Here is a 22,158-nt window from a genome sequence, read left to right on the forward strand (position 1 = left end):
CGCGCAGGACGCCGCTTACGGCCTGATCGCCAACTCAGACTGCCTGTGCAGCACGCTGGAGATGGCGGCCATGGATAGGGAAATCCTCGGTCTACGCTTTGGGACAGACATCCGGTCTTAGAGAGAGGTCACCCGTATCGAATTTGGTCAGGCGGTATCCAATCCGCGGATGAGAGAATGACAACCATCGGTTCGGCCTGCCGTCTCCAGCGCCTGCACAGGCTACAGATTTTTGACCATCTCGCGCCAGCGGGATAGTCTAATCGTGTCGGGAAGATCAAAAACGCTCATGAGAGCGTAGGATTTAGCACCGTCCGGCAACAGACCCCCATACAGGTTTTTACCCTGTCATCGAGCGTTGACAACAGGGGAGCGTAGGGCGAAAACCGCATCGGGACATGCGCGAAGCATCCATCAGCACAGCAATCAGAGGCAGATCATGGCAAAGCCCGGCAGAAACACCATTATTCTGGGCGGCCTGGCCGTTGTCGCCGTGCTTGGCTGGCTGGCCTGGGACCGGCTGCAACCCGCCGGTCTGCCGGCGGGTTTTGCCAGCGCCAATGGCCGGATCGAGGCGACCGAGGTGGATATCGCGGCGCTCACCGGCGGCCGAATCGCCGAAATCACCGCTGCCGAAGGTGACATGGTCAGCGCAGGCGATGTGCTGGTGCAGATGGACGTGGTGCAGCTGAACGCACAAAAACGTCAGGCCGAAGCGCAGCTTGCCCGCGCCGAAATCGGCGTCGAGACAGCAAGGGCGCTGGTCGCTCAGGCCGAGGCACAAGAGCGCGCGGCCCGGGCCGCGGTTGATCAGGCAGGCTCGGTTGCCGATGCCGCGTCGCGCAGGCTTGAACGCTCTGAGCAGCTTGCAAAGACCAGTGCGATCTCGCAGCAGGTGCTGGATGATGACCGCGCCCGGGACGCCCAGGCCCGCGCCGGTGTGGCCTCGGCCGAAGCCAGCCATGCGGCAGCGCTGGCGGGGGTCAGCAGCGCGCAGGCGCAGGTGGTCGATGCAAGTGCGGCCGTCGAGGCGGCAAAGGCGTCGATTGATGCGATCCAGGCCTCTCTGGACGACGCCACGCTGAAAGCGCCGCGCACGGGCCGGATCCAGTATCGCATCGCACAAGAGGGCGAGATTGTCGGCTCTGGCGGGCGGATCCTCAGCCTTGTCGATCTGGGCGATGTCTATATGACGGTTTTTCTGCCGACATCGCAGGTCGGCCGGGTGCAGGTCGGATCAGAGGTGCGCCTTGTCATGGATGCGGCGCGGGAATTCGTGATCCCGGCCACGGTTTCCTATGTTGCCGATGTGGCGCAGTTCACGCCAAAGACGGTCGAGACCGCCGATGAGCGCGAAAAGCTGATGTTCCGCGTCCGTGCCCGCATCGACCCCGAGCTGCTGTCGCGGCATATCGAATATGTCAAAACCGGCCTGCCGGGCATGGCCTATCTGCGGCTTGATCCGGATGCCGCCTGGCCTGACTTTCTTTCCAATGTCGTGAAATGACCGGCTCAGTTGCCGGGGTCTCCGGCCTGACGCTGCGCTATGGCAAGGTCACGGCGCTTGACAATGTGACGCTGGAGATCCCTGAGGGGCGCATGGTCGGGCTGATCGGGCCAGACGGGGTCGGAAAGTCCAGCCTTCTGTCGCTGCTGGCCGGGGCACGTGTGATCCAGCAGGGCAAGGTCGAGGTTCTGGGCGGCGATATGCGCGATGTGGCGCATCGCAACCGCGTCTGCCCCCGCACCGCCTATATGCCGCAGGGTCTGGGCAAGAACCTCTACCCGACGCTTTCGGTCGAAGAGAACCTTGATTTCTTCGGCTCGCTTTTCGGTCATGACATGGCCGAACGCGAGCGGCGGATCACCGATCTGCTGGCTGCGACCGGCATGACGCCGTTCCGGTCGCGCCCGGCGTCAAAGCTGTCGGGCGGCATGAAGCAAAAGCTGGGTCTGTGCTGCGCGCTGATCCATGATCCCGATTTCCTGATTCTTGACGAGCCGACCACCGGCGTCGATCCACTGTCGCGCCGCCAGTTCTGGGATCTGATCGACCGCATCCGCGCGACACGGCCGGGGATGAGCGTGATCACCGCCACCGCCTATATGGAAGAGGCCGCGCGCTTCGACTGGCTGGTTGCGATGAATGCGGGCCGGGTGCTGGCCACCGGCACCACCAGCGATCTGCTGTCGCGGACCGGGGCCGACACGCTTGATGCAGCCTTCATCGCGCTTTTGCCCGAAGAAGACCGGGGCGAAGACAGTGCCGTGGTGATCCCGCCGCGGACCACCGATGACAGCGATATCGCCATCGAGGCCGAGGGGCTGACGCAGCGCTTTGGCGATTTCGTGGCGGTCGACAATGTTTCCTTCCGCATCCCCAGGGGTGAGATTTTCGGCTTTCTGGGTTCGAACGGCTGCGGCAAGACGACGACGATGAAGATGCTCACCGGGCTTCTGGAGCCGAGTGAGGGCCGGGCAAAGCTTTTCGGCCATGAGGTCGATGCAAGCGATCTGTCGGTGCGCCGCCGGGTCGGGTTCATGTCGCAGGCCTTCTCGCTCTATTCCGAGCTGACGGTGCGTCAGAACCTTGATCTGCACGCGCGGCTTTTCGATATGGCGGCCGAGAAGATCCCCGCCAGGGTTGACGAGATGATCGCCCGGTTCGATCTGGGCGACGTGACCGACAGCCTGCCCGAGGCGTTGCCGCTGGGTATCCGCCAGCGGCTTTCGCTGGCAGTGGCGATGATCCATGCGCCCGAGATCCTGATCCTTGACGAGCCGACCTCGGGGGTGGACCCGGTGGCGCGCAACGGCTTTTGGCGCATTCTGGCGGAACTTTCGCGCAAGGATGGCGTGACGATCTTTGTCTCGACCCATTTCATGAACGAGGCGGAATGGTGCGACCGCATCAGCCTGATGCATGCGGGCAAGGTGCTGGTCTCGGACACCGCCGAGGGGATCACGAAAGCCAAAGGTTGCGCCACGCTGGAAGACGCGTTCATCGCCTATCTTGAAGAGGCGATTGGCGAGACGGCACCCGCCCCCGCCGCTGCGCCCGAGGCCGCGCCCGAGGCCCCCGCAGCCGGGGTGACCCATCACGCGCAGCAATCCGGCTTCAGCCTGCGGCGACTGCTTAGCTATTCGCAGCTGGAAAGCCTGCAATTGCAGCGCGATCCGATCCGGCTGACCATGGCGTTGGTCGGCAGCCTTCTTCTGATGATCGTGGTGGGGCTGGGCATCAACATGGATGTCGAGGATCTGACCTTCGCCGCCCTTGACCGCGACCAGACCACCACCAGCCGCAATTATATCGCCGATATTGCGGGATCGCGCTATTTCATCGAACAGCCGGCCCTGACAAGTTACGACGAGATCGACGCAAGAATGCGCTCGGGCGAGCTGGCGCTGGCGATCGAGATCCCGCCCGGCTTTGCCGCCGATATCGCGGCAGGCAGGGATGTGCAGGTCGGGGCCTGGTTCGACGGCGCCAACCCCAGCCGCGCCAATACGGTGCAGGGCTATGTGCAGGGCATGCATGCCGACTGGATCACACGTCAGGCGCGTCAGCTTTACGGTGACAAGGCGAGCGGCGGCAGTTTCGAACTGGTGACCCGATACCGCTACAACCCCGACGTGCGCAGCCTGAATGCGATGGTCCCGGCGATCATCCCGCTGCTTTTGCTGATGATCCCGGCGATCCTGACCACGCTTTCGGTCGCGCGTGAACGCGAACTGGGCTCGATCATCAATTTCTACGTCACGCCGGTGACGCGGCTGGAATTTCTGCTTGGCAAACAGCTGCCCTATATCGCGCTGGCCATGCTGAATTTCTTCCTGATGATGGCCATGGCGGTCACATTCTTCGCAGTGCCCTTCAACGGCAGTTTTCTGGGCTTTACCCTTTCGGCGCTGATCTATGTCACCGCGACCACGGCGCTTGGTTTTCTGGTGTCGGTCTTCATCGCAAGTCAGGTCGCGGCGCTGTTCGCGACCGCCATGCTGACGATGATCCCGGCGGTCAGCTATTCGGGTTTGATCTACCCGGTCTCTTCGCTGTCGGGTTTTGGCCGGGTTCTGGGCGAGATCTACCCCTCGACCTGGTTTATCACCGCCGCGCGGGGGGCTTTCTCCAAGGCCTTCGGAATGGCGGAACTGGCCGGGCCGATGCTGGCCATGGGCATCGCCATTCCGGTGATTATCGGGCTGGCGGCGGCCTTCCTGGAAAAACAGGCGAAGTGAGGGGCGGATGAACCTGCGCAACACCTTCAATCTGGGCGTCAAGGAATTGCGCGGGCTCTGGCGCGATCCGGTGATGCTGGTGCTGATCGTCTATTCCTTTTCGCTCTCGATCTGGACCTCTGCGAACGTCTCGCCCGAGGCGCTGACGAATGCCGCGATCTCGATCGTGGATGAGGATCAGTCGCATCTCTCCGCCCGCATCACCTCGGCCTTTTATCCGCCCTATTTTGTCGAGCCGCAGATGACCACGACGGCCGAGATGGATCGGCGGATGGATCAGGGGCTGGATACTTTTGCGCTGAACATCCCACCGGATTTCGCGCGCGATGTGCTGGCCGGAAAAAACCCGGCGATCCAGCTGAATATCGACGCGACAAGGATGAGCCAGGCCTTCACCGGCGGCGGCTATATCCAGCAGATCGTGTCCTCCGAGGTTTCGGAATATGTGGCGGGCTACCGGGCCGAGACCGCGCTGCCGGTCGATCTGGCGCTCCGCGCGCGGTATAATCCCTCGCTGGATCCGAAGTGGTTCGGCGCGATTTCCGCCGTGATCCGGTCGATCACCATGCTGTCGCTGGTGCTGACCGGCGCGGCGCTGATCCGCGAAAAGGAACATGGCACGGTCGAGCACCTGCTGGTCATGCCCGTCACCCCGACCGAGATCATGTTTTCCAAGATCTGGTCGATGGGGCTGGTGGTGCTGCTGGGGTCGATCTTTTCGCTAAGTGTTGTGGTGCAGGCGCTGATGGCGGTTCCGGTGCAGGGCTCGGTCGTGCTGTTTCTTGCGGGCGCGGTGCTGATGGTTTTCGCCATGACGGGGCTTGGAATTTTCCTTGCTACCATCGCCGGGTCGATGCCGCAATTCGCGCTTTTGCTGATGATGGCGCTTTTGCCGCTGCAGGTGCTGTCAGGCGCGATGACGCCGCGGGAATCCATGCCAGAGATCATCCAGACCATCATGCTTGCAGCCCCCAACACGCATTTCATCATCCTCTCGCAGGGCATCTTGTTCCGAGGTGCCGGGCTTGACGTGGTCTGGCCCCAGTTCGCGGCGCTGGCGGCGATCGGGGTGGCGCTGTTCTGGCTGGCACTGATACGATTCAAGAAATTCCTGCGGTAAGGCATATGTTGGGCCGCCTGCTTCTGATCCTGACGCTTGCGCTTGCAGGCTGCGCTGCGCGTCCGGGGCCGGAAGTTCTGGCCCCCGATGCCGGTGCCCTGCCCGAGGGCGCCCGCCTTGTCCGGGTGCTGACCATGACCACCCGCGCGCCCGAGGCAAATCTGCCGGGGGCCTTTGGCGACTCTCGCTCCATCCGGCCAAGCTGGCTGGAATACGAGGTCTCGGTGCCGCCTGGCCATCGGCCGGGAAAGATTGAATGGCCGGATCGCAATGGCAGCAGCGCCGACCGGAATTTCGTGATGCGCAGCCGGCAGACGCTTAGCCGTGACGCCTTTGCAAAGCGTCTCTCGCGCGAGGGGGTCGGGCTTTATGTCCACGGCTTCAACACCCGCTTTCATGAGGCCTTGTTCCGCACCGCGCAGCTTTCGGTCGATGCGCATATCGAGGAAAAGCCTGTCCTTTTTACATGGCCCTCGGCAGGCTATCCGGGCGCCTATCTGGCTGATCGTGACGCGTCTGACTTTTCCCGCGCGGCGCTTGCCGATCTGCTGCGGCTTTTGACAAAGGGTCGGTCCGCTTCCGACGCGGTGCCGGTGCTGGCTCACAGCATGGGCGCGCGGCTGACGATGGAGACGCTGGTGCAACTGCGTCTTGCCGGGCGGGACGATGTGCTGGACCGGATCGAGGTCATCCTTGCCGCCCCGGATATTGATATCGATCTTTTCCGCGCCCAGATGGTCAGCCTTGGGCCGATGAAGCATCCCATCACGGTGCTCGTCTCCTCGGACGATCTGGCGCTGAAACTGTCGTCGCAGCTTTCGGCACGTCGGATACGGCTTGGGCTTGTCGATGTGCGTGATCCGGCGGTCCAGCGCCTGGCGGTCGCGACCGGAATACGGATCGTGGATATTACCGATATTCCGACCGATGATCCCGCCCACAGCCGCTATGTCGGCCTGCTTTCCGGCGAGGCCGGGGCTGTGGTTGAAAACACCCTTTTCGATGAGGTACGCTTGGCGGGGGCCTTTGTCTTCAATCAGGTCGGTGGTGTCTTCACTGGCATCGCTGATGTGCTGGCGGATTGAGGCCGCGGCCTTGGCCCGGCGTTGGTGCCAGCGGCATTGGCCGGGTCATGGCCTCGACGTCGCGCCGTTTTGCCGGTAATCGTCCATGATGATCAGGGCAGGGACAGGGGATTCCGTGTCCGCCGCCGGACGCCGATGCTTTGCCTGTTCAGTCCGGGGGCGGCTGTTTCGGCGGTTTGACGGCGCTTTACGACATGTCGTCGGCATCGGGCCTTGGGCGCAATGCCTATGTTCAAGAAACATCTTGAACTCTTTGAATTCGATCAACACTCGTTGATAGTTCTGTGCTAACTTCCGCCGGTAAATTGGAGACGCGACATGGCCCTTACTCCCAAATCAGATGGCTCGGGTGCAACCGGCGATGAAAGCCTTGGCATCGAGGCTTTTCAGGCCGTTGACCGCATACGAGAGGCGCTCTCGGGACAGCTCAGCGGCGGGGTCTCGCCCGGCTCGCTGATGATGGCCTATGTCGACTGGGCCTTTCATCTGGCGCAGGCACCGGGCAAGCAGATGGAACTGGGCGTCAAGGCGGGCCGCAAATGGCAGCGTCTCATGGCGCATCTGATGGCCTCGGCGATGGATCCGCAGGCCGCGCCGGTCATCACGCCCTTGCCGGGCGACCGCCGTTTCGCCGGTGAAGCCTGGGCGAAACCGCCCTTCAGCTGGATGTCGCAGGCTTTCCTGCTGCAGCAGCAATGGCTGCATAACGTCACCCATGAGGTTCCGGGCGTGACGAAGCACCACGAGGATGTGGTGTCTTTTGCCGCGAAACAGATCCTTGATGTCTGTGCGCCTTCGAACAACCCTTTTACCAATCCCGAGGTTGTGGCACGGACCTGGGCTACCGGAGGCATGAACCTTGTGAAGGGCTGGCAGAACTGGCTGCAGGACGTCGTCCGCCAGATCCGGCAGGAGCCGCCAGAGGGTGTCGAGGCCTTTACACCGGGTCGCGATGTGGCGGTGACGCCGGGCAAGGTAATCTTCCGCAACCACCTGATCGAACTGATCCAGTATACGCCCACGACAGAAACCGTGCACCCCGAGCCGGTGCTGATCGTTCCGGCCTGGATCATGAAATACTATATCCTCGACCTCAGCCCGGAGAATTCACTGATCCGCTGGCTGGTGGCGCAGGGCCACACGGTTTTCGCCATTTCCTGGCGCAATCCGGGTGCAGAGGATCGTGATCTGACGCTGGAGGATTATCGCCGGCTGGGCGTGATGGCCGCGTTGGATGAGATCACCCGTCTAATGCCCGATCAGAAAATCCACGCCACCGGCTATTGTCTGGGTGGCACTTTGCTGTCGATCGCGGCGGCTGCCATGGCGGGGAAGGGGGACGCGCGTCTCGCCTCGCTGACGCTGCTTGCCGCGCAGGTCGATTTCGCCGAACCGGGCGAGCTTGCGTTGTTCATCGACCCAAGCCAGCTGCATCTTCTTGAAAGCATGATGTGGAACCGCGGCTATCTCTCTGCCGATCAGATGGCGGGGGCGTTTCAGCTTTTGCGCTCGAATGACCTCATCTGGTCCCGGATGGTGCGCGATTACATGATGGGCGAGCGGACGGCGATGAATGATCTCATGGCCTGGAATGCCGACAGCACCCGGATGCCCTATCGGATGCATGCCGAATATCTGCGCAGGCTTTATCTGAATAATGAGCTTTCTTCGGGACGCTTCACCGCCGGGGGCAAGACAGTTCTGTTGCAGAACATCCGGGTGCCGATCTTTGCCGTCGGGACCGAGCGCGATCATGTCGCACCCTGGAAGTCGGTCTACAAAATCCACCAGTTCACCGATTGCGAGGTGACTTTCGCGCTGACGTCGGGCGGGCATAATGCGGGGATCGTCTCTCCTCCCGGTCACCCGCGCCGCCGCTACCGGCTGGCGACCCGCGCCCATGACGACGCGCTTTTGCCGCCCGAGACCTGGGTCGAGGCCAATCCTGCAACCGAGGGTTCGTGGTGGACGCCCTGGCAGGCCTGGCTTGCCGCGCGTTCGGGTGCCCCCGCCGCGCCGCGCGCAATGGGCAACGCGCTGGCAGATGCGCCCGGCACATATGTTTTCCAGAGGTGACAAGATGACCGGCACTCTGACCAACTATCTGTTTCACCAGATGAAAATCGGCGACCGCGCCAGTCTTGTCCGCCACGTCGGTCCCAAGGATATTGAATTGTTCGCCGCTGTTTCCGGCGACGCCAACCCCGCGCATCTGGATGCCGGTTTCGCCGCCCATGGGCCGTTTGGCCATGTCGTGGTGCACGGCATGTGGACTGCGGCGCTGATTTCGGCGGTGCTGGGCACCCGCCTGCCGGGGCCGGGGACGATCTATCTCGACCAGCAGATCCGCTTTAACAAGCCGGTTTCGCCAGGCGATACCATCACCGCCGAAGTTGAAGTGGCCGAGCTGATCGAGGGCAAGAACCGTGTCCGCCTGACGACCACCGCCCGCAATCAGCGGGGCGAGGTGGTGCTTTTGGGCGAGGCGCTGGTGCTGGCCCCGGTCGAGCAGGTGACCTGGGTGCCGGGTGACCTTCCCGAGGCGGTGGTCTTGCCGAAGGGGCGCTGGCAGGGCTTTGTCGAAGAGGCCCGCGCATTGCCCCCGGTGCGGGCGGCGGTGGTGCATCCCTGTTCGAAATCCGCGATCCTTGGCGCGATCGAGGTGCGCGACGAAGGCCTGCTTGACCCGATCCTGATCGGTCCCGGCGCAAAGATTCGCGCGGCGGCCGCCGAGGCCGGGGTCTCGCTTGACGGCTTCCGGATCGAGGAGACAGAGCACAGCCATGCAGCGGCGGCGCGGGCGGTGGAACTGGCGGCCTGTGGCAAGGTCCAGGTGCTGGTCAAGGGCAGCCTGCATTCCGATGAACTGCTTGCGGCGGTGGTTTCGAAAAGCGGCGGCCTGCGCACCGAACGCCGGATCAGCCATGTCTATGCGATGGATGTGCCCGCCTATCGCAAGCCGGTGATCGTCACCGATACCGCGATCAATATCGCACCGACATTAGAGCATAAGCGCGACATCTGCCAGAATGCCGTCAAGCTGATGAGTGCGCTTCTCCCCGTTGTCGAAGGTAGTTTCGATTGTAATCCGTACGTCCATGGCAGCCCCACACGCAAAGAACTCACCTTAGCACGGGCCGCAACGACGAAGATGATCCCCATGTTTTGTCCACTCCCGTTGGATTTCTCATCTCACAATTAAGGGCTACGCGACACTTGGCTTTCAACCGGGCGCGCGGGAACGACAGGGTTCCCGCAGGCTACCTGCTGGGGTTCATGCGCTGATGGCGAACCTCGCCCGGTTCGGTAAGCTGACTAGCCGAAGCGACGACGCCAAGACAGGCGGCTGACCCGCGGGAGCGTGAGCTGCACGATCAGATCAAGGCCGCACCCAGCGGCAACCGGCAGTTTCACGAGTCAGACCTGTGTCGCCTCATCGGGCAGGCAGCCTACGACGCACGGGTCATCGATGTCATCCGGCAGTTCGGCTGTCCAAGGTTCACCGCGACGCTCGCCGTTCATGTGAGGGCCGTGATGGCCGGCGAGATTTCACGATGAAAGATGACCGGCTCATGCTGCTTTGCCACAATGTGGTTGGTCGGCACGGCCCAGTTATCCGGGCACATCAGCAAACTGCTCCAAGTCGGCGCCTGTGGTGACCAGGCTTCGCTCTGTGAGGATTATAGACTACTCTTCGACGCTATTGGGCGAGATCAAACACCTACCGCTCCTTGAGTATCAATCGGCCCTTCACTCTTTTTGGGGGGCCTTATCCTGAAGAACAGCGCGTACAGCACCGGCACGGCAATCAGCGTCAGGATCGAGGCGAAGGCGAGACCACCCATGATCGTCACCGCCATGGACGCAAAGAACGCGTCGGGCAGCAGTGGGATCATGCCGAGAATCGTTGTTCCGGCCGCGAGCACCACGGGCCGTAGACGGCTGACCGATCCATCCATCACGGACTGGTAATCTGGAACACCATTTGCACGTTGCAGGTCGAATTCCTCGACAAGAACGATGGCGTTCTTCATCAGCATCCCCGAAAGCGACAGGAAGCCGAGCAATGCCGTGAAGGTGAACGGCAGTCCGGTGAACAACAGCCCCAGAACCATACCGGTCACCGACATCGGCACGACAAGCCACAGGATCAGCGGCTGACGGATCTTGTTGAACATGAGGATCGAGATCGTCAGCATGATGAGAAAACCGAGCGGCAGCTGCTTGCCAAGGCTTTGCTGTGCTTCGCCGGCGCTTTCGAATTCGCCGCCCCACTCCATGGTGTAGCCCTCCGGAAGCGGCATCGCCTCGATCTGTGCCCGGACACTTCTGAAGGCTTCGTCGGCCGTCAGGTCGTCGCGTGCGCCACCGAGCGCGGTGATCGTTCGCTCCCGGTCGCGCCGGTGAATGAGCGCCTCGGCAAGGCGTGTCTCCAGGCTTTGCACCAGGTTGGCCATGGGAACATATGCGCCTGCTCCGGCGGACCAGACCGGCAGGTCGCGCACATGATCTGTGCCGGTGCGTTCGCTCTCGGGCAGGCGGAGCAGGATCGGGATCACCTCGTCGCCCTCCCGCAATTCGCCGACACGCAGACCCGAGGTTCCGAGCCGAATGGTGTCCGCGATGGCGCTCCGCGTGGCACCGGCAAGCCGCATCCGGGATTCGTCCACATTCGGCTCAATGAGCAATTCTCGTTGCCTCCAGTCCGTGCGAGGATTTGTGATCGTCCCGGCGTCTCTGAAGATCCCGATCGCATCATCTGCCAGCTGGCGCAGGATGATGGGGTCGGGCCCCGAGAAGCGGACAGCGACATCGGCACCGGAAGGCGGTCCGAACACGATCTCTTCGACCCGGATCAGGGCATGGGGAAATTGCGCCGGGAGGTCCTGGTTGAGCCTGGCTGCGATGGAGGGGATCCGTGTAGCATCGGCAACCCGGACAATCAGCTGGCCATAACTGGAATCGGCCTGCTCGGGATTGTAGGTCAGCATGAAGCGGCTTGCGCCACGCCCCACCAGCGTGGTGACGTCCGTCACGGCCTCCTCTTCACGAAGTATCGCTTCCAGCCGAAGCATTTCACGGTCCGTGATGTTGATGTCGGTTCCTTGCGGCATCTGGAACTCGACGTAGAAAAGTGGCGTGTTGGACGCAGGGAAAAACGCCTGCTTCACCTGACCGAAGGCCATCAGCGACCACACCGTGATCCCCACAACCGTCAGAACGACGGGGATACGGGCCCGCAGCGCAAGCCAGAGAATCCCACGATAGGTGCTGTAGAACGCCCCTTTGTAAGGGTCGTCCGAGGTGTTCTTGGGTGCTTTGAGCAGCAGTTTGCCAAGATAGGGCGTGACGGTGACCGCAAGGATCCAGCTTAGCAACAGCGATATGGCGATCACGGCGAAAAGTGAGAACAGGAATTCTCCCGTCGCATCGGGCGACAGACCGATGCCAGAAAAGGCCATGATCCCGATGACCGTTGCGCCGAGAAGGGGAACGGATGTCGAAGTTTCGGTTTCGGCTGCGGCGTCCTCGGCGCTTTTTCCGCGCGCCATGCCGATCACCATCCCTTCGGTGATGACGATCGCGTTGTCGACCAGCATCCCCATCGCAATGATCAGGGCTCCAAGGCTGATCCGCTCCATCTGGATGCCGAAGATCGACATGAAGAACAGGGTCGAGAAAACGGTAAGCCCAAGGGTCGCCCCCACCACGAGGCCCGCGCGCCAGCCCATGGTCAGCATCAGGGCGCCTACCACGATGACGATTGACTGAGCCAAACCCATCAGGAAGCTGGAAACGGCCTGATCGACGACGACGTGCTGTTCGTAGATCGGGGTGATCTCGACCCCTTCGGGCAGGTTCTCTTTCAACTGATCCAGGCGGACGGATACGGCTTCGCCGACCTCGACGACGTTGCGGCTCGTTAGCGCCGAGACGCCGAGCGTGAAGGCGGCGGCTCCATTCTGGCGGATGATCTGACTGGGCTGTTCGGTTTCTTCCCGGGTGACGCGTGCGACGTCGTAGACCGATACCTGCCCGACTTCACCGGCGAGGCCCAGCCGTAGGGTCTCGATCCCTTCTGGTGTGATGTAACCCGGCGGCACCGAGAGGCCGATGCGCGCCGGGCCCTCGCTCAGTTCGCCATTCTGGAAGACCTGGTTCTCGTCGCGCAACAGGCCGAGGAGTTGATCGGGCGGAAGACCGAGTTCGGCAAGAACCGCAGAGGGAATTGCAATATTAATAACCTCCTCGGTCAGGCCTTGCACATCCACTTTCGCTACACCGTCGACTGTCACAAGGCCCACGCGCAGGTTCGTTGCGAGATCCCGTTGCTCCTGCGGGCTCAATCCTTCGGTCGTGACGGCATAGAACATCCCGAAAACATCACCGAAATCGTCGTTGATGATCGGGGCCTGCGCCCCGGCAGGAAGTTGCCCTTCTACATCGCGGATGCGCCGCCGCATCTCATCCCAGACCTGGGGGATTTCGTCCGGACCGTAGCTCGTCTCGATTTCCACGGTGATCTGGGCCATTCCCGGCATCGATCTCGACTCGATCCGATCGAGCTGCATCATCTGCTGAAGCGCATCCTCGATGACGTCAGCTACTTCTTCCTCGACTTCCACCGCTGTCGCACCCGGATAGGGGACGAAAACAAGTGCGGTCTTTAGAGTGAAGCTTGGATCCTCGAGACGGCCGACTGTGTTCAGCCCCCAATACCCGCCAAACAGGCAGAAGATGATGATGAGCCAGACCGCCACCGGACGCTGGATGATCGTACGAGAAATACTGAGTGCCATGAGACGATCTTCCGTTCTGCCCAAGGAAAGGAAAGGAATTATAAGCCGGCGGCGATGACGGACTGGCTTTCGCTCAGTCGCCACCAGCCACCGGACACAACCAATTCGTCACCCTCCAGCCCGTCAAGAACGACAATGTCGTTCTCGAAAGGCAGGCCCAACCGGACCGTCCTTCGCGTGACCTTACGGGATGCTTCGTTGTAAACCCAAACGGATGGTTCGGACCGGCTCGTCGTATCCACCGCCGATACGGGGATGACCACGGCTTGTCCCGTGTCGGCATCGGCTGAGACAGCGATGCCGACATCAGCCGTCATGCCCGGCAGCAGACGTGGATCGATTTCGCCGGTAATGGCAAATTCCAGATCATATGTTTGCGTCGTTGGGTCTGCATCGGTTGAAAAGGATCGCAGTTCGAGCGACACAGTGTACCCGGGCACTGCCGGAAAGCTGGCAGTAATGTCGAAGGCGTCGGGCGTCGCGCGCGCAATAGCTGCCAGTTCCTCGGGCAGGGAAATCACGACCCGCATTTCGCTAAGATCTTGCAGACGCGCAACAGGCGCTGCCGTCGTGGTATTGACGAATTCCTCGACGAAGGTTCTGGCCACAATCGCATCGAACGGGGCCAATATACGCACTTGCGATAAGCGCCGCTCGGCTTGACGAAGCTGTACTTGCGCCTGCGCAAATTGCGCCTGCGCCGTCTCGAGCCGGGCATCTGCGGCAACACCCCTCTCTGCGAGATCGGCGGCGCGCTGAAGCTCGGAATTTGCGAGATTGTAAGACGCCTGCGCCCGGTCCAGAGCAAGTTCAAAGTCGACCCTGTCGAGCTCCGCTATGATGTCGCCATTGCGGACCCTGTCGCCTGACTGAACGGCAAGATGCACGATCTGCCCAGGTATCTGGAAGGCAATATCGACGGTTCTGGCAGGTTCGACGCGGCCCGCGACTGTGCGGGTCTGAGTGATCGTGCGCGAGACCGCTTGGGTCAGCTCGACAGTGACGGGTCGACCCGCCTGGGGGGCGGGTGCCAAACCCGCCGGATCGGCCGCCGTTTCAGTCTGGGCCACAACGGAGGAAAGCACCGTCGGCAGAAACGGCGCCGCAAGGGCGGCGAGCGCCGCGACCGAAACGACGACGGCGAGACCTTTCATGCTAGTGTGTCTTTTCTTCAAGTTCATCGATCATGGTCCTCAACCGTTCGACGACACGCCGTTTGAGATCGGCGCCACCGTCAGGAAGTTTAAGAAGTCTCTGAAATCGCAGACCCTGGATTGCGAGCGCGGCAATCATTGCTGCCGGAGCGTCTTGCGTTTCAGAAAGGATACGTTCGATATCGCCGGTCAGCTCTTTGCGGAGCGGGTCGAGCAACTGCGGATCGGAGGCTGCTGCCGCGAGTATCGCCATGGACAGATCATCATCCACGCCCTCCGTTTGAACGATGGTCTCAAGATGCCCCCGTAATGTGCGTGACGACTGGTTCTCCGGGAGCCTTTCAAAAAGTTCGCGATGCGCAGTGAGCATTTGGTCCAGAAGCCCGGCCAAAAGAGCTTTCTTGCTTGGATAGTTGTAAAGAACGCCGCCCTTGCTCAGGCCGGCTTCTCTGGCCACGGACTCGATCGTGACCTTCCCGGCACCCTCTCGCATGGCGACGGTCCTTGCCGCCTCGAGGATCCGGCGCGACGCGTTGCCGCCGACCTCGGAGTGCGGGCGCTCATGCATGACTGTACCATCCGGTCGGTTAAGTTCAGCGGGGAAGTAGGTCGCTTCCACGACCGCGTCAAGCCTCCGCGAAGGCAATTGGTGTCAGCATGGACGAACGGCCCACGCGCGGATGTTGCTGCATCACGTCGCGCGAGGCTGTCCTATGTCTGAATAGATCTTCAAAAAGGCGTCAACCGCTCTTTTGGCATGATCTGAAACGTCGATCTTTGGGTCGAGGGTCAGCAATCGAGGCATGATGACGCCTGACACGGAAAGGTGAATCAACTGTCCGGCAGCGCTTAGATGGTCTTCTACGTTGAGGGCTTTCGCGTCATGAAGAGCGTGCAAGACTTGGCCGACATGCCTTGTGGCCAGCTTCGGCCCGGCCTTCATGTATATTTCGCCGGCCTCGGGCAAAACTGAAACCGCGCCGATGCACGCACGCAGTAGCCGAATATAGTCGTCGTCAAGCACAAGGTTGATCAAGCGCCGTGAAAGCTCTTCGAGGATGGCCCGCGGGTCCAGGTCTTTGGGAAGGGGCCGAGAGATTGCCGCCGAGAGCCTGGCGCATTCCGTGTCCACAACGATGAGAAACAGTCGTTCCTTGCTTGGGCTATGCGCATAGAGCGTCGCTTTGGACACGTTGGCTTCCTCTGCAATCGCATCGACGCTTGCCCCTTCGAAGCCACATCGCAGGAAAATGGTCCGGGCACCCCTGAGCACGTCATCGGCTTTGCTGTTCCTCATGCTCACCATCTCCATCAACTTTGGCGTTTTTGTACAGTCAGACAAAGCAGGGTCAATTTTGTGGAAACTACAAGTAACGCAACAAATGCCGTTCCGTTTGGGACCGAAAAACGTGCCTACGTTTGATCCTCTCGAAAGCCTCCCTCCACGACGGCGCAGTTTTTTGACGTTCAGGCGGTGGCACTGCTCAAGCCGGTCATCGTAACGACCACAAACACGTAACCTAAGAGGAACTCGTTCGTGCAATCATCGGGATTGGGACAGAGGCGCAAGGCCCTACTGAACAGGATGCCGGGCCTCGCGTGCTGCAGGCGACGCTCCCGCATCCGCGGCTTCAGTCAGCCGTACAGTCGCGTAGTGCAAGATGGCAGTTGGGATAAGTGCAATCAGGAAGATCAGCGTGACCACAATAAATCCGTCACGAAAGGCCAAGGTATTGGCTTGGATCACGACGGTCTGGCCAAGGAATTGCGCGGCAGTCGCAAAAATCTGAGTGTCCGGCAGCCCCGCGCCCCGCAAGATCCCGCTCACCTCCCGAAGGAATGTCATCGTTGCGAGATTATCGCTGGTTTGCGTGGCGGCCAGAGCGTCCGCATGCAACATCGTACGTCGTTCCATGAGCACCGCCAGAAGATTGACGCCGAAGGCGCCCCCGAGCTGGCGCACAAAATTTATTGCCCCCGACCCCTGCCCGATCAGATCGCGAGGAAGAGTTTTCAATGGGCCTGCAGAAATCGCGGGAAACACGAAACCAAGACCGATCCGCGACAGGATCGTCCACCAGGCCAAGGTCCAAAAGCTTGTGTTGATCTCGACCACCGACGACAACCAGGAGGACCAGGCGAATATCGCCATGCCGGCTCCGATCAACAGTGCGGCTGGGACCTTGTCCGACAACCGTCCCGCCAGCGGAAAGACCAGCACCAGCACGAACCCTGATGGCATGAGCAGCAGCCCCGCCTGCGTCGGCGTGAACCCCTGGATCGTCTGCACGAACAACGGCACAAGATAGGTGGAACCGAAAAGGCCTGCCCCCATGATGAAGGATACCACAGAGGCTGCGGCGAAGGGCACGTTGCGGAACAGCCGCAAGTCCAGCATCGGCTTTGACGTATGCAACTCCCACATCACGAAGCCGGTCGCAGCCGCTGTCGCAATCGCGAACTGAATCAGGATCGGATCGGACCCCCAGCCCAGCCGCTGCGCGTTGGTAAGCGCATTGAGCAACGAGGCGAGAAAGACTGCAAGCAGTCCGAGACCAGTCCAATCGAAACCTGGCCGTGGCCCGGTATTGTCCCGGCGCGGCACAAACAGATTGGCAAGCGCCATGGCCATGATCCCGGGGGGAAGCCCGAGGTAGAAAACCCAGCGCCAGTCGAACGCGTCGATCAGCAAGCCGCCGATCCAGGGCCCCAGTGCAGGTGCCAGTACCACCCCGATGCCAAAGATACCCATTGCTGCGCCGCGCTTTTCAGGGGGAAAGACACGAAACAGCAAGATCATGCTCAGTGGTTGGACCACACCTGCCGCCGCGCCCTGTACGACGCGCGCAAGCGTCAGAACACCTTCGTTGGGCGCGATCCCTCCAAGGACCGATCCCACGATGAAAACCGTAAGCGCCACGTTGAGTGATAGGCGCAGACCGAAAGCACGGTCCGCCCAATCCCCAAGCAGCATGGTCGCCGTCATCGCCGCAAGAAAGCCGGTCGAAAGCCATTGCGCCTGAACCGCACTGATCCCGAAGGCGCCCATCACATCAGGGATGGCGACATTCACGATCGTCGTGGACAGAACGACTGAAATCGTTGCGATCATGACGGTTGCGGTCGCATAGGCTCGATAGGCCGGACCGTATTTCTCGAAAAGCGCGTCAGTCTGCGACATCGATACTCAACACTACCATTAAGCCGGGTGGCAGAACCTCACCTTCTGTCTCGATTGACACTCGGATTGGCACCCGTTGGGTGACCTTGGTGAAATTGCCGCTTGGGTTGGGGCTTGGAAGCAAGGCAAACTGGCTTGTGGCGGCACCCCCGATCCGCTCCACCACGCCGTGAAAGGTACGGCCGGGATAGGCATCGACCGTGATCGAGACGGGCGCTCCGATGCGGATCCTACGCAAGTCCGTTTCTTTAACATTCGCGTCCACCCAGACCTCATCCGGGCGATGATAAATGAGCAGCCGCGTGCCCGGGGTCACATATTCACCCTCGTCCACGAAGGACGCATCCACCACCCCGTCAAAAGAAGCCAATACCCCTCTGTTTCGCAGATCGATCAGCCGCTGCGCCCGCTCTGCCTCAAGGCCTGTCCGTTCTGCCACAATCCGCGTTATCTGGTGCTCAATGACCGCGATTTGTGCGGCTTCAGACTCCACAGTGCCCAGATTGGCCCGGGCGGCCACAATCGCTGCGGCCGTCGCAAGTTCCTGCTGACGCGCCACGTCCAGTCTGCTTTGGGCGTCCTCCGCGCTCTGAGTAGTTGCGATCTGTCGGCTTTCCAGTTCAGCGATCCTGTCGAAATGGCTTTGTGCGTTTCGCAACTCCGACTCACTTGCAGTATGGTTTGCCTCGGCTGCGGCTATTTGGGCTCGGGCGGCGGCACGGCGGCTTTCAACCTGCGTTCGGATCATATCCTGCTGCGCGCGCAATTGCGCGACCTGCGCGCCAAGCGCTTCTATCCGCGCCTCTGTGCCTTCCACGACAAGTTCTGCCTGATCCGTGTCTATAGACACCAGCACATCCCCCGCCGCAACACGCGTGCCCGTCGTCACCGCAATCGCTTCGACCTCGCCGCTGACCTCGCTCGAAACGGTGACAAGGCTGGCAGCAATTCGCGCATCGTCGATCGAGACCTGTGACCACCGCCCGCCGAGCCAGCGCCCGCCGAAGACCACAAGCGCTATAATCATCAGAATGAGAATGCCAAGGCGCAGCGGTTTGAAACGACGGCGAGCAGGTGCAGGGTCCGAGGGCTGGGATGGCGCCGCTGCTGCAGCTTCCTGAGTTAACTCAACGAGCTTGGGCTTAAGTGCATCGCTATCCGTGCAAATATCGCGGGGCTTGTTCACTCGGTTTGCTCCAGACGTTCGGCAATCAATGTAAGGACGCGGAGCGCTGTCGAAAGGTCTTCCGCAACCACCCCGGCAAGAAGCTCACTCCGCGTTGCATCGGTGATTTTGCGGATCTCGTTCAGAATAGGCACTGCGGTAGTTGTCACGCGGACGCGCTTGACCCGGCGGTCGTCCGGGCAAGGCTGCCGCTCGATCAGGCCCTGTCCTTCAAGCCCGTCGAGAAGGCGCACCAAAGTCGGTCCCTCGACCCCGAGCGTTGTGGCAAGCTCGCGCTGGGTCAGGCCGTCCGCCCGCGACAGTTCCAGTAGCGCCATCCAGCGCGCCTGCGTCAGCCCCATGGTCCGCAGGCGCGAATCCAATCGGGTCCGCCAACGCCTGGCAACTTTTCCCAATTCGACGGCAAATTCTGCTTCTTTAGAAGTCAACTTTGTTTGCATCCTAATAGATAGGATGCTACCTATAAATCTAGGTAGATAGAATATCAACTCGGAAATTCGTGAGATGTATCGCACAATCCTTCTGGCCTACGATGGCACGACCGAAGGACGGCTGGCGCTGCGCGAAGGTGCTCGGCTGGCCCAGATTTGTAATGCGGAGGTGGTGCTGCTGGCGGTGGTCGACATGTCCATCGGCGCATCGATGGCGGGAACTGCGGTGCCCTATGCGTCCCCCTACGACATGGACGAATACAAAAAGATCCTGGACGAAGGCGTTGCACGGCTGAAACGAATGGGGCTTTCGCCGCGTGCGCGTTTTGAAACCGGTGATCCGGCGGACCGCATCGTCACTGTCGCCAATTACGTGCAGGCCGATCTTGTCGTGGTCGGCCATCATAAATACGGGCTCCTGAGCCGCTGGCTTCATCCCTCGGTGACCGCGGCCCTCGTAGACCGATTGTCATGCAGTCTCTTGATCGCGAGGCACGAGGTTGAAGATGCCGACCTGTTCGCGGCAGGCGAGACAGGCTGAGTGTCGACCTGCTTTGATCATAGGATTTCGCGTTGCTGCTAAATCGGGTCATGCTCAATTTGTGTGGCGCCACTATGCTGAGACCGAAAAATTCAGGAGGCATAGCCGTGATCTCAAAGAACCACTGGTCGCCCGAGAACGATCTTTCGGTTCAAAGCCTTGAGCGAAGTGAAGCGGGCGGGTTACGGAGAGCACCTCTACAGTCAACAGGTGCGGCGAAATCTGCCGTAGCCTTCAGTTCGTAGTACGCCACATCCGATACCGTCCCTGCCCAGTCAGCTCACGGACTAGACCCTGCGCTTCCATCCAAGAGAGGTTGCGCTGGATGGCGGCTCGGCTCGAGCTTGTCAAAGCCTCTGCCATTGGAGCGGATACAAGGGGCCATTCGGTAAACGCGGCGCGCAAGGAGCGAGGGGTCTTGCCCGAGAGGGAGGTCATCGCGATTTCTGCCCGCGCTGACCATGCCTCGATATCGTCAAGGTGCCGCATTCCGGTCAAACATGCGGTGTCCATCCCTTCGAGCCAGCGCGCCAAACGGTCAGCAGGTGGGCCGCCAGTGCGCAGCCCCCCTGCCCCGCCCATGGCCACAGGCGCAAAGACTGCCCCCTTTTCCTCGCTGACCGCGATCCTTGCGGCGGTGACTGCCGCCTCCATTCGATCTCCCTGCTGCCCGAGACCCGCGAGGCTCCAGAGGTGAAAGCCCATGCAAGCACGGGTGATCGGGTGCAGCTCGACGGCTTGCGCCATCAGGTCCAGCCAACCGCCCGCGCGATCCGCGAAGGGCTCGGCTTCATCCGCCATGTTCGCGGGATCGCGGCGATCGAGGAAGGCGGAAAGGTCCACCTCTGGTCCTGGCCCCCCTGTCAGACGGCGCACCGCCCAACCGATACGCGCGAGTGCGGCGCTGTCGTCTTGCAGGCCAGAAATGCGCATGGATATCCAGAGCGCCAGCCGATCCGGGCCGATGCGGTCACCCACAAACCAGCTGAGGCCGGCAGCCTCGATCAGAGCAAGCCTGTGCCGCCATCCTTCCGGACCGCGCTTCAGCCGGTCATCCAGTGCGCCGACGCGACCGGCCACACGGGCAAGACGGGCGGCATGACCCGCCTCTGCTTTCCGCCAATCGTCGAGGACCTCGGCTTCACGCGGATCGGCCCGTGGTCCGGGTGGCAGATAATCCGGCTCTTCTTCCATTGGACCGGGCAGGAACCAAAGATCGTCCTCGGACGATTCCTCGACCTCTTCAGCGTCGAGGAGGAGAGCATCATATTCATCATGTAAAGCAGGCGCTTGAAGCTTCATATGTGCAAATTACTGATATTTTGCATTTTACCCAAGTGTTTTGTCAGAGTGCGCCCACGTTCCTCATATAGCACGCGCGGGGGAGGGTCGGCGAGGGCTCTCTCATCGCGCTCAGCCTATGGAAACCAAGGGCTTTCCGTTGAGCAGGGCCACAGAGAGCGCCCTTGCATCCGTTTACAAACGGTCGTTTATTGGTGGTACATAAAATTGCAAACGGCCCAGTTTCATGCCGCTGATTGGCTATGCGCGCGTCTCCACCGAGGATCAGACCCCCCTGCCCCAGTCTGAGGCACTGCAGTCTGCGGGATGCGCCGAGATTTTTGAAGAGCACGCCTCGGGCGGCAACCGCGCGCGGCCCGTGCTTGCACGTGTGCTGGAGCGGATTGGCAAGGGCGACACGCTGGTCGTCGTGCGGATCGACCGGCTTGCGCGGTCTTTGTCGCACCTACTTGAAGTGATCGAAAGACTGGAAGGCAAGGGGGCGTTCTTCCGCTCGCTCCAGGACCCGATCGACACTGCCTCGCCCCAGGGCAAGTTCACGTTGCAGGTTCTGGGCGCTGCGGCTGAGTTCGAACGCGCTCTGATCCGCGAGCGTACCAAAGCCGGACTTGCCTCGGCACGCTCAAAGGGCCGCGTAGGCGGCAACCCAGGTCTTCGCGCCAAGGACCCTGAAGCGCTGCGCAAGGTGCGGCTGGCGCGACAGGACGGCTACATGGAGCGCTTGAACGAAACTGCGCAGGATTGGGTGCCCCATGTGCGCCGTTTGCGCCCCGATATGGCTTGGGAAGACGTCCTGCGGATCATCAATGGCCCCCTGCCCCATGATCGGCGCTGGACGCAAAGCCGCCTGCTCCGCGCCGTGAAGGCATACGTGGCGGACGGATTCCTGCCTGCTGAAGTGCTTGGACGCGCTGGACGTCGCGAAACCGACGATCGCCTGCCTGCGATTGTCGCCGCAATCAAAGGTGCTGACCCGGAGATCACCTTGCAGGCAATCTGCGACCGACTGGAATCCATGCGTGAGCGCACCCCTCGCGGTCGCACCAGCTGGCAGCCTTCCTCAGTCAGAATGCTGCTGGAGCGTGCTGAAAAGCTGGGGCTCCTCTGAGGATCACA

At 61.4% G+C, this 22,158-nt stretch carries 15 protein-coding genes and 1 pseudogene; 8 read left to right on the plus strand and 8 right to left on the minus strand.

All coding sequences use genetic code 11. The annotated features are described in order from the left end of the window. The first annotated feature begins 439 nt into the window (after positions 1-439). From BW949_RS14690 to BW949_RS14715, 6 genes and pseudogenes are all read left to right on the plus strand, one after another. On the plus strand, positions 440-1,507 hold the full coding sequence (locus BW949_RS14690) for an HlyD family secretion protein (protein ID WP_035745651.1): 1,068 nt from the start codon (positions 440-442) through the stop codon (positions 1,505-1,507). Further along, positions 1,504-4,242 (plus strand): ribosome-associated ATPase/putative transporter RbbA, encoded by a 2,739-nt coding sequence (gene rbbA / locus BW949_RS14695; protein WP_076367382.1) that lies wholly within the window; start codon positions 1,504-1,506, stop codon positions 4,240-4,242. The genes BW949_RS14690 and rbbA overlap by 4 nt, the downstream gene beginning before the upstream one ends. A 7-nt stretch (positions 4,243-4,249) precedes the next feature. After that, complete coding sequence (locus BW949_RS14700) at positions 4,250-5,362, plus strand: ABC transporter permease (RefSeq protein WP_050527161.1); 1,113 nt, start codon at positions 4,250-4,252, stop codon at positions 5,360-5,362. Between the two features lie 5 nt (positions 5,363-5,367). Beyond that, a complete protein-coding gene (locus tag BW949_RS14705; RefSeq protein WP_076367384.1) occupies positions 5,368-6,447 on the plus strand; it encodes an alpha/beta hydrolase in 1,080 nt (359 codons plus the stop codon). A gap of 318 nt (positions 6,448-6,765) precedes the next feature. Then, positions 6,766-8,523 (plus strand): PHA/PHB synthase family protein, encoded by a 1,758-nt coding sequence (locus BW949_RS14710; RefSeq protein ID WP_076367386.1) that lies wholly within the window; start codon positions 6,766-6,768, stop codon positions 8,521-8,523. Between the two features lie 40 nt (positions 8,524-8,563). Continuing rightward, positions 8,564-9,445 (plus strand): annotated as a pseudogene (locus tag BW949_RS14715) (bifunctional enoyl-CoA hydratase/phosphate acetyltransferase); the annotation flags it as partial. A gap of 715 nt (positions 9,446-10,160) precedes the next feature. On the opposite strand, the gene BW949_RS14725 reads toward BW949_RS14715, so the two are convergent. From BW949_RS14725 to BW949_RS14755, 7 genes are all read right to left on the minus strand, one after another. After that, a complete protein-coding gene (locus BW949_RS14725; protein WP_076367390.1) occupies positions 10,161-13,247 on the minus strand; it encodes an efflux RND transporter permease subunit in 3,087 nt (1,028 codons plus the stop codon). 38 nt (positions 13,248-13,285) lie between these two features. Then, the gene (locus tag BW949_RS14730) at positions 13,286-14,401 is read right to left on the minus strand and encodes an efflux RND transporter periplasmic adaptor subunit (protein ID WP_235816323.1); all 1,116 of its coding nucleotides are present in this window, start codon (positions 14,399-14,401) and stop codon (positions 13,286-13,288) included. A gap of 1 nt (position 14,402) precedes the next feature. Then, the gene (locus tag BW949_RS14735) at positions 14,403-15,020 is read right to left on the minus strand and encodes a TetR/AcrR family transcriptional regulator (protein ID WP_235816324.1); all 618 of its coding nucleotides are present in this window, start codon (positions 15,018-15,020) and stop codon (positions 14,403-14,405) included. Positions 15,021-15,092: 72 nt separating this feature from the next. Continuing rightward, positions 15,093-15,713: a TetR/AcrR family transcriptional regulator gene (locus tag BW949_RS14740; protein WP_235816325.1), complete on the minus strand. Its 621-nt coding sequence runs from the start codon at positions 15,711-15,713 to the stop codon at positions 15,093-15,095. Positions 15,714-15,974: 261 nt separating this feature from the next. Next, a complete protein-coding gene (locus tag BW949_RS14745) occupies positions 15,975-17,582 on the minus strand; it encodes a DHA2 family efflux MFS transporter permease subunit (protein WP_076367396.1) in 1,608 nt (535 codons plus the stop codon). Beyond that, the gene (locus BW949_RS14750; protein ID WP_143524454.1) at positions 17,569-18,768 is read right to left on the minus strand and encodes an HlyD family secretion protein; all 1,200 of its coding nucleotides are present in this window, start codon (positions 18,766-18,768) and stop codon (positions 17,569-17,571) included. The genes BW949_RS14745 and BW949_RS14750 overlap by 14 nt, the downstream gene beginning before the upstream one ends. Next, on the minus strand, positions 18,765-19,196 hold the full coding sequence (locus BW949_RS14755; RefSeq protein ID WP_210187219.1) for a MarR family transcriptional regulator: 432 nt from the start codon (positions 19,194-19,196) through the stop codon (positions 18,765-18,767). The genes BW949_RS14750 and BW949_RS14755 overlap by 4 nt, the downstream gene beginning before the upstream one ends. A gap of 76 nt (positions 19,197-19,272) precedes the next feature. Here BW949_RS14755 and BW949_RS14760 point away from each other — a divergent pair, with 76 nt between their 5' ends. Further along, positions 19,273-19,740 (plus strand): universal stress protein, encoded by a 468-nt coding sequence (locus BW949_RS14760; protein WP_076367398.1) that lies wholly within the window; start codon positions 19,273-19,275, stop codon positions 19,738-19,740. Positions 19,741-19,974: 234 nt separating this feature from the next. On the opposite strand, the gene BW949_RS14765 is transcribed toward BW949_RS14760, so the two are convergent. Next, positions 19,975-21,042, minus strand: a complete 1,068-nt coding sequence (locus tag BW949_RS14765) for a hypothetical protein (protein WP_076367400.1) — start codon at positions 21,040-21,042, stop codon at positions 19,975-19,977. A 226-nt stretch (positions 21,043-21,268) separates the two neighbouring features. On the opposite strand from BW949_RS14765, the gene BW949_RS14770 reads away from it, so the two are divergent. Next, a complete protein-coding gene (locus BW949_RS14770) occupies positions 21,269-22,150 on the plus strand; it encodes a recombinase family protein (RefSeq protein WP_071974352.1) in 882 nt (293 codons plus the stop codon). Positions 22,151-22,158 lie beyond the last annotated feature (8 nt).

This window comes from Phaeovulum vinaykumarii (assembly GCF_900156695.1).
Lineage (GTDB): Bacteria > Pseudomonadota > Alphaproteobacteria > Rhodobacterales > Rhodobacteraceae > Bieblia_A > Bieblia_A vinaykumarii.

Bases quoted from the DNA above. Each gene is read 5' to 3' on its own strand.
- BW949_RS14690 (WP_035745651.1), top strand. From the start codon at position 440: ATGGCAAAGCCCGGCAGAAACACCATTATTCTGGGCGGCCTGGCCGTT.
- rbbA (WP_076367382.1), top strand. From the start codon at position 1,504: ATGACCGGCTCAGTTGCCGGGGTCTCCGGCCTGACGCTGCGCTATGGC.
- BW949_RS14700 (WP_050527161.1), top strand. From the start codon at position 4,250: ATGAACCTGCGCAACACCTTCAATCTGGGCGTCAAGGAATTGCGCGGG.
- BW949_RS14705 (WP_076367384.1), top strand. From the start codon at position 5,368: ATGTTGGGCCGCCTGCTTCTGATCCTGACGCTTGCGCTTGCAGGCTGC.
- BW949_RS14710 (WP_076367386.1), top strand. From the start codon at position 6,766: ATGGCCCTTACTCCCAAATCAGATGGCTCGGGTGCAACCGGCGATGAA.
- BW949_RS14725 (WP_076367390.1), bottom strand. From the start codon at position 13,247: ATGGCACTCAGTATTTCTCGTACGATCATCCAGCGTCCGGTGGCGGTC.
- BW949_RS14730 (WP_235816323.1), bottom strand. From the start codon at position 14,401: ATGAAAGGTCTCGCCGTCGTCGTTTCGGTCGCGGCGCTCGCCGCCCTT.
- BW949_RS14740 (WP_235816325.1), bottom strand. From the start codon at position 15,713: ATGGAGATGGTGAGCATGAGGAACAGCAAAGCCGATGACGTGCTCAGG.
- BW949_RS14745 (WP_076367396.1), bottom strand. From the start codon at position 17,582: ATGTCGCAGACTGACGCGCTTTTCGAGAAATACGGTCCGGCCTATCGA.
- BW949_RS14760 (WP_076367398.1), top strand. From the start codon at position 19,273: ATGTATCGCACAATCCTTCTGGCCTACGATGGCACGACCGAAGGACGG.
- BW949_RS14765 (WP_076367400.1), bottom strand. From the start codon at position 21,042: ATGAAGCTTCAAGCGCCTGCTTTACATGATGAATATGATGCTCTCCTC.
- BW949_RS14770 (WP_071974352.1), top strand. From the start codon at position 21,269: ATGCCGCTGATTGGCTATGCGCGCGTCTCCACCGAGGATCAGACCCCC.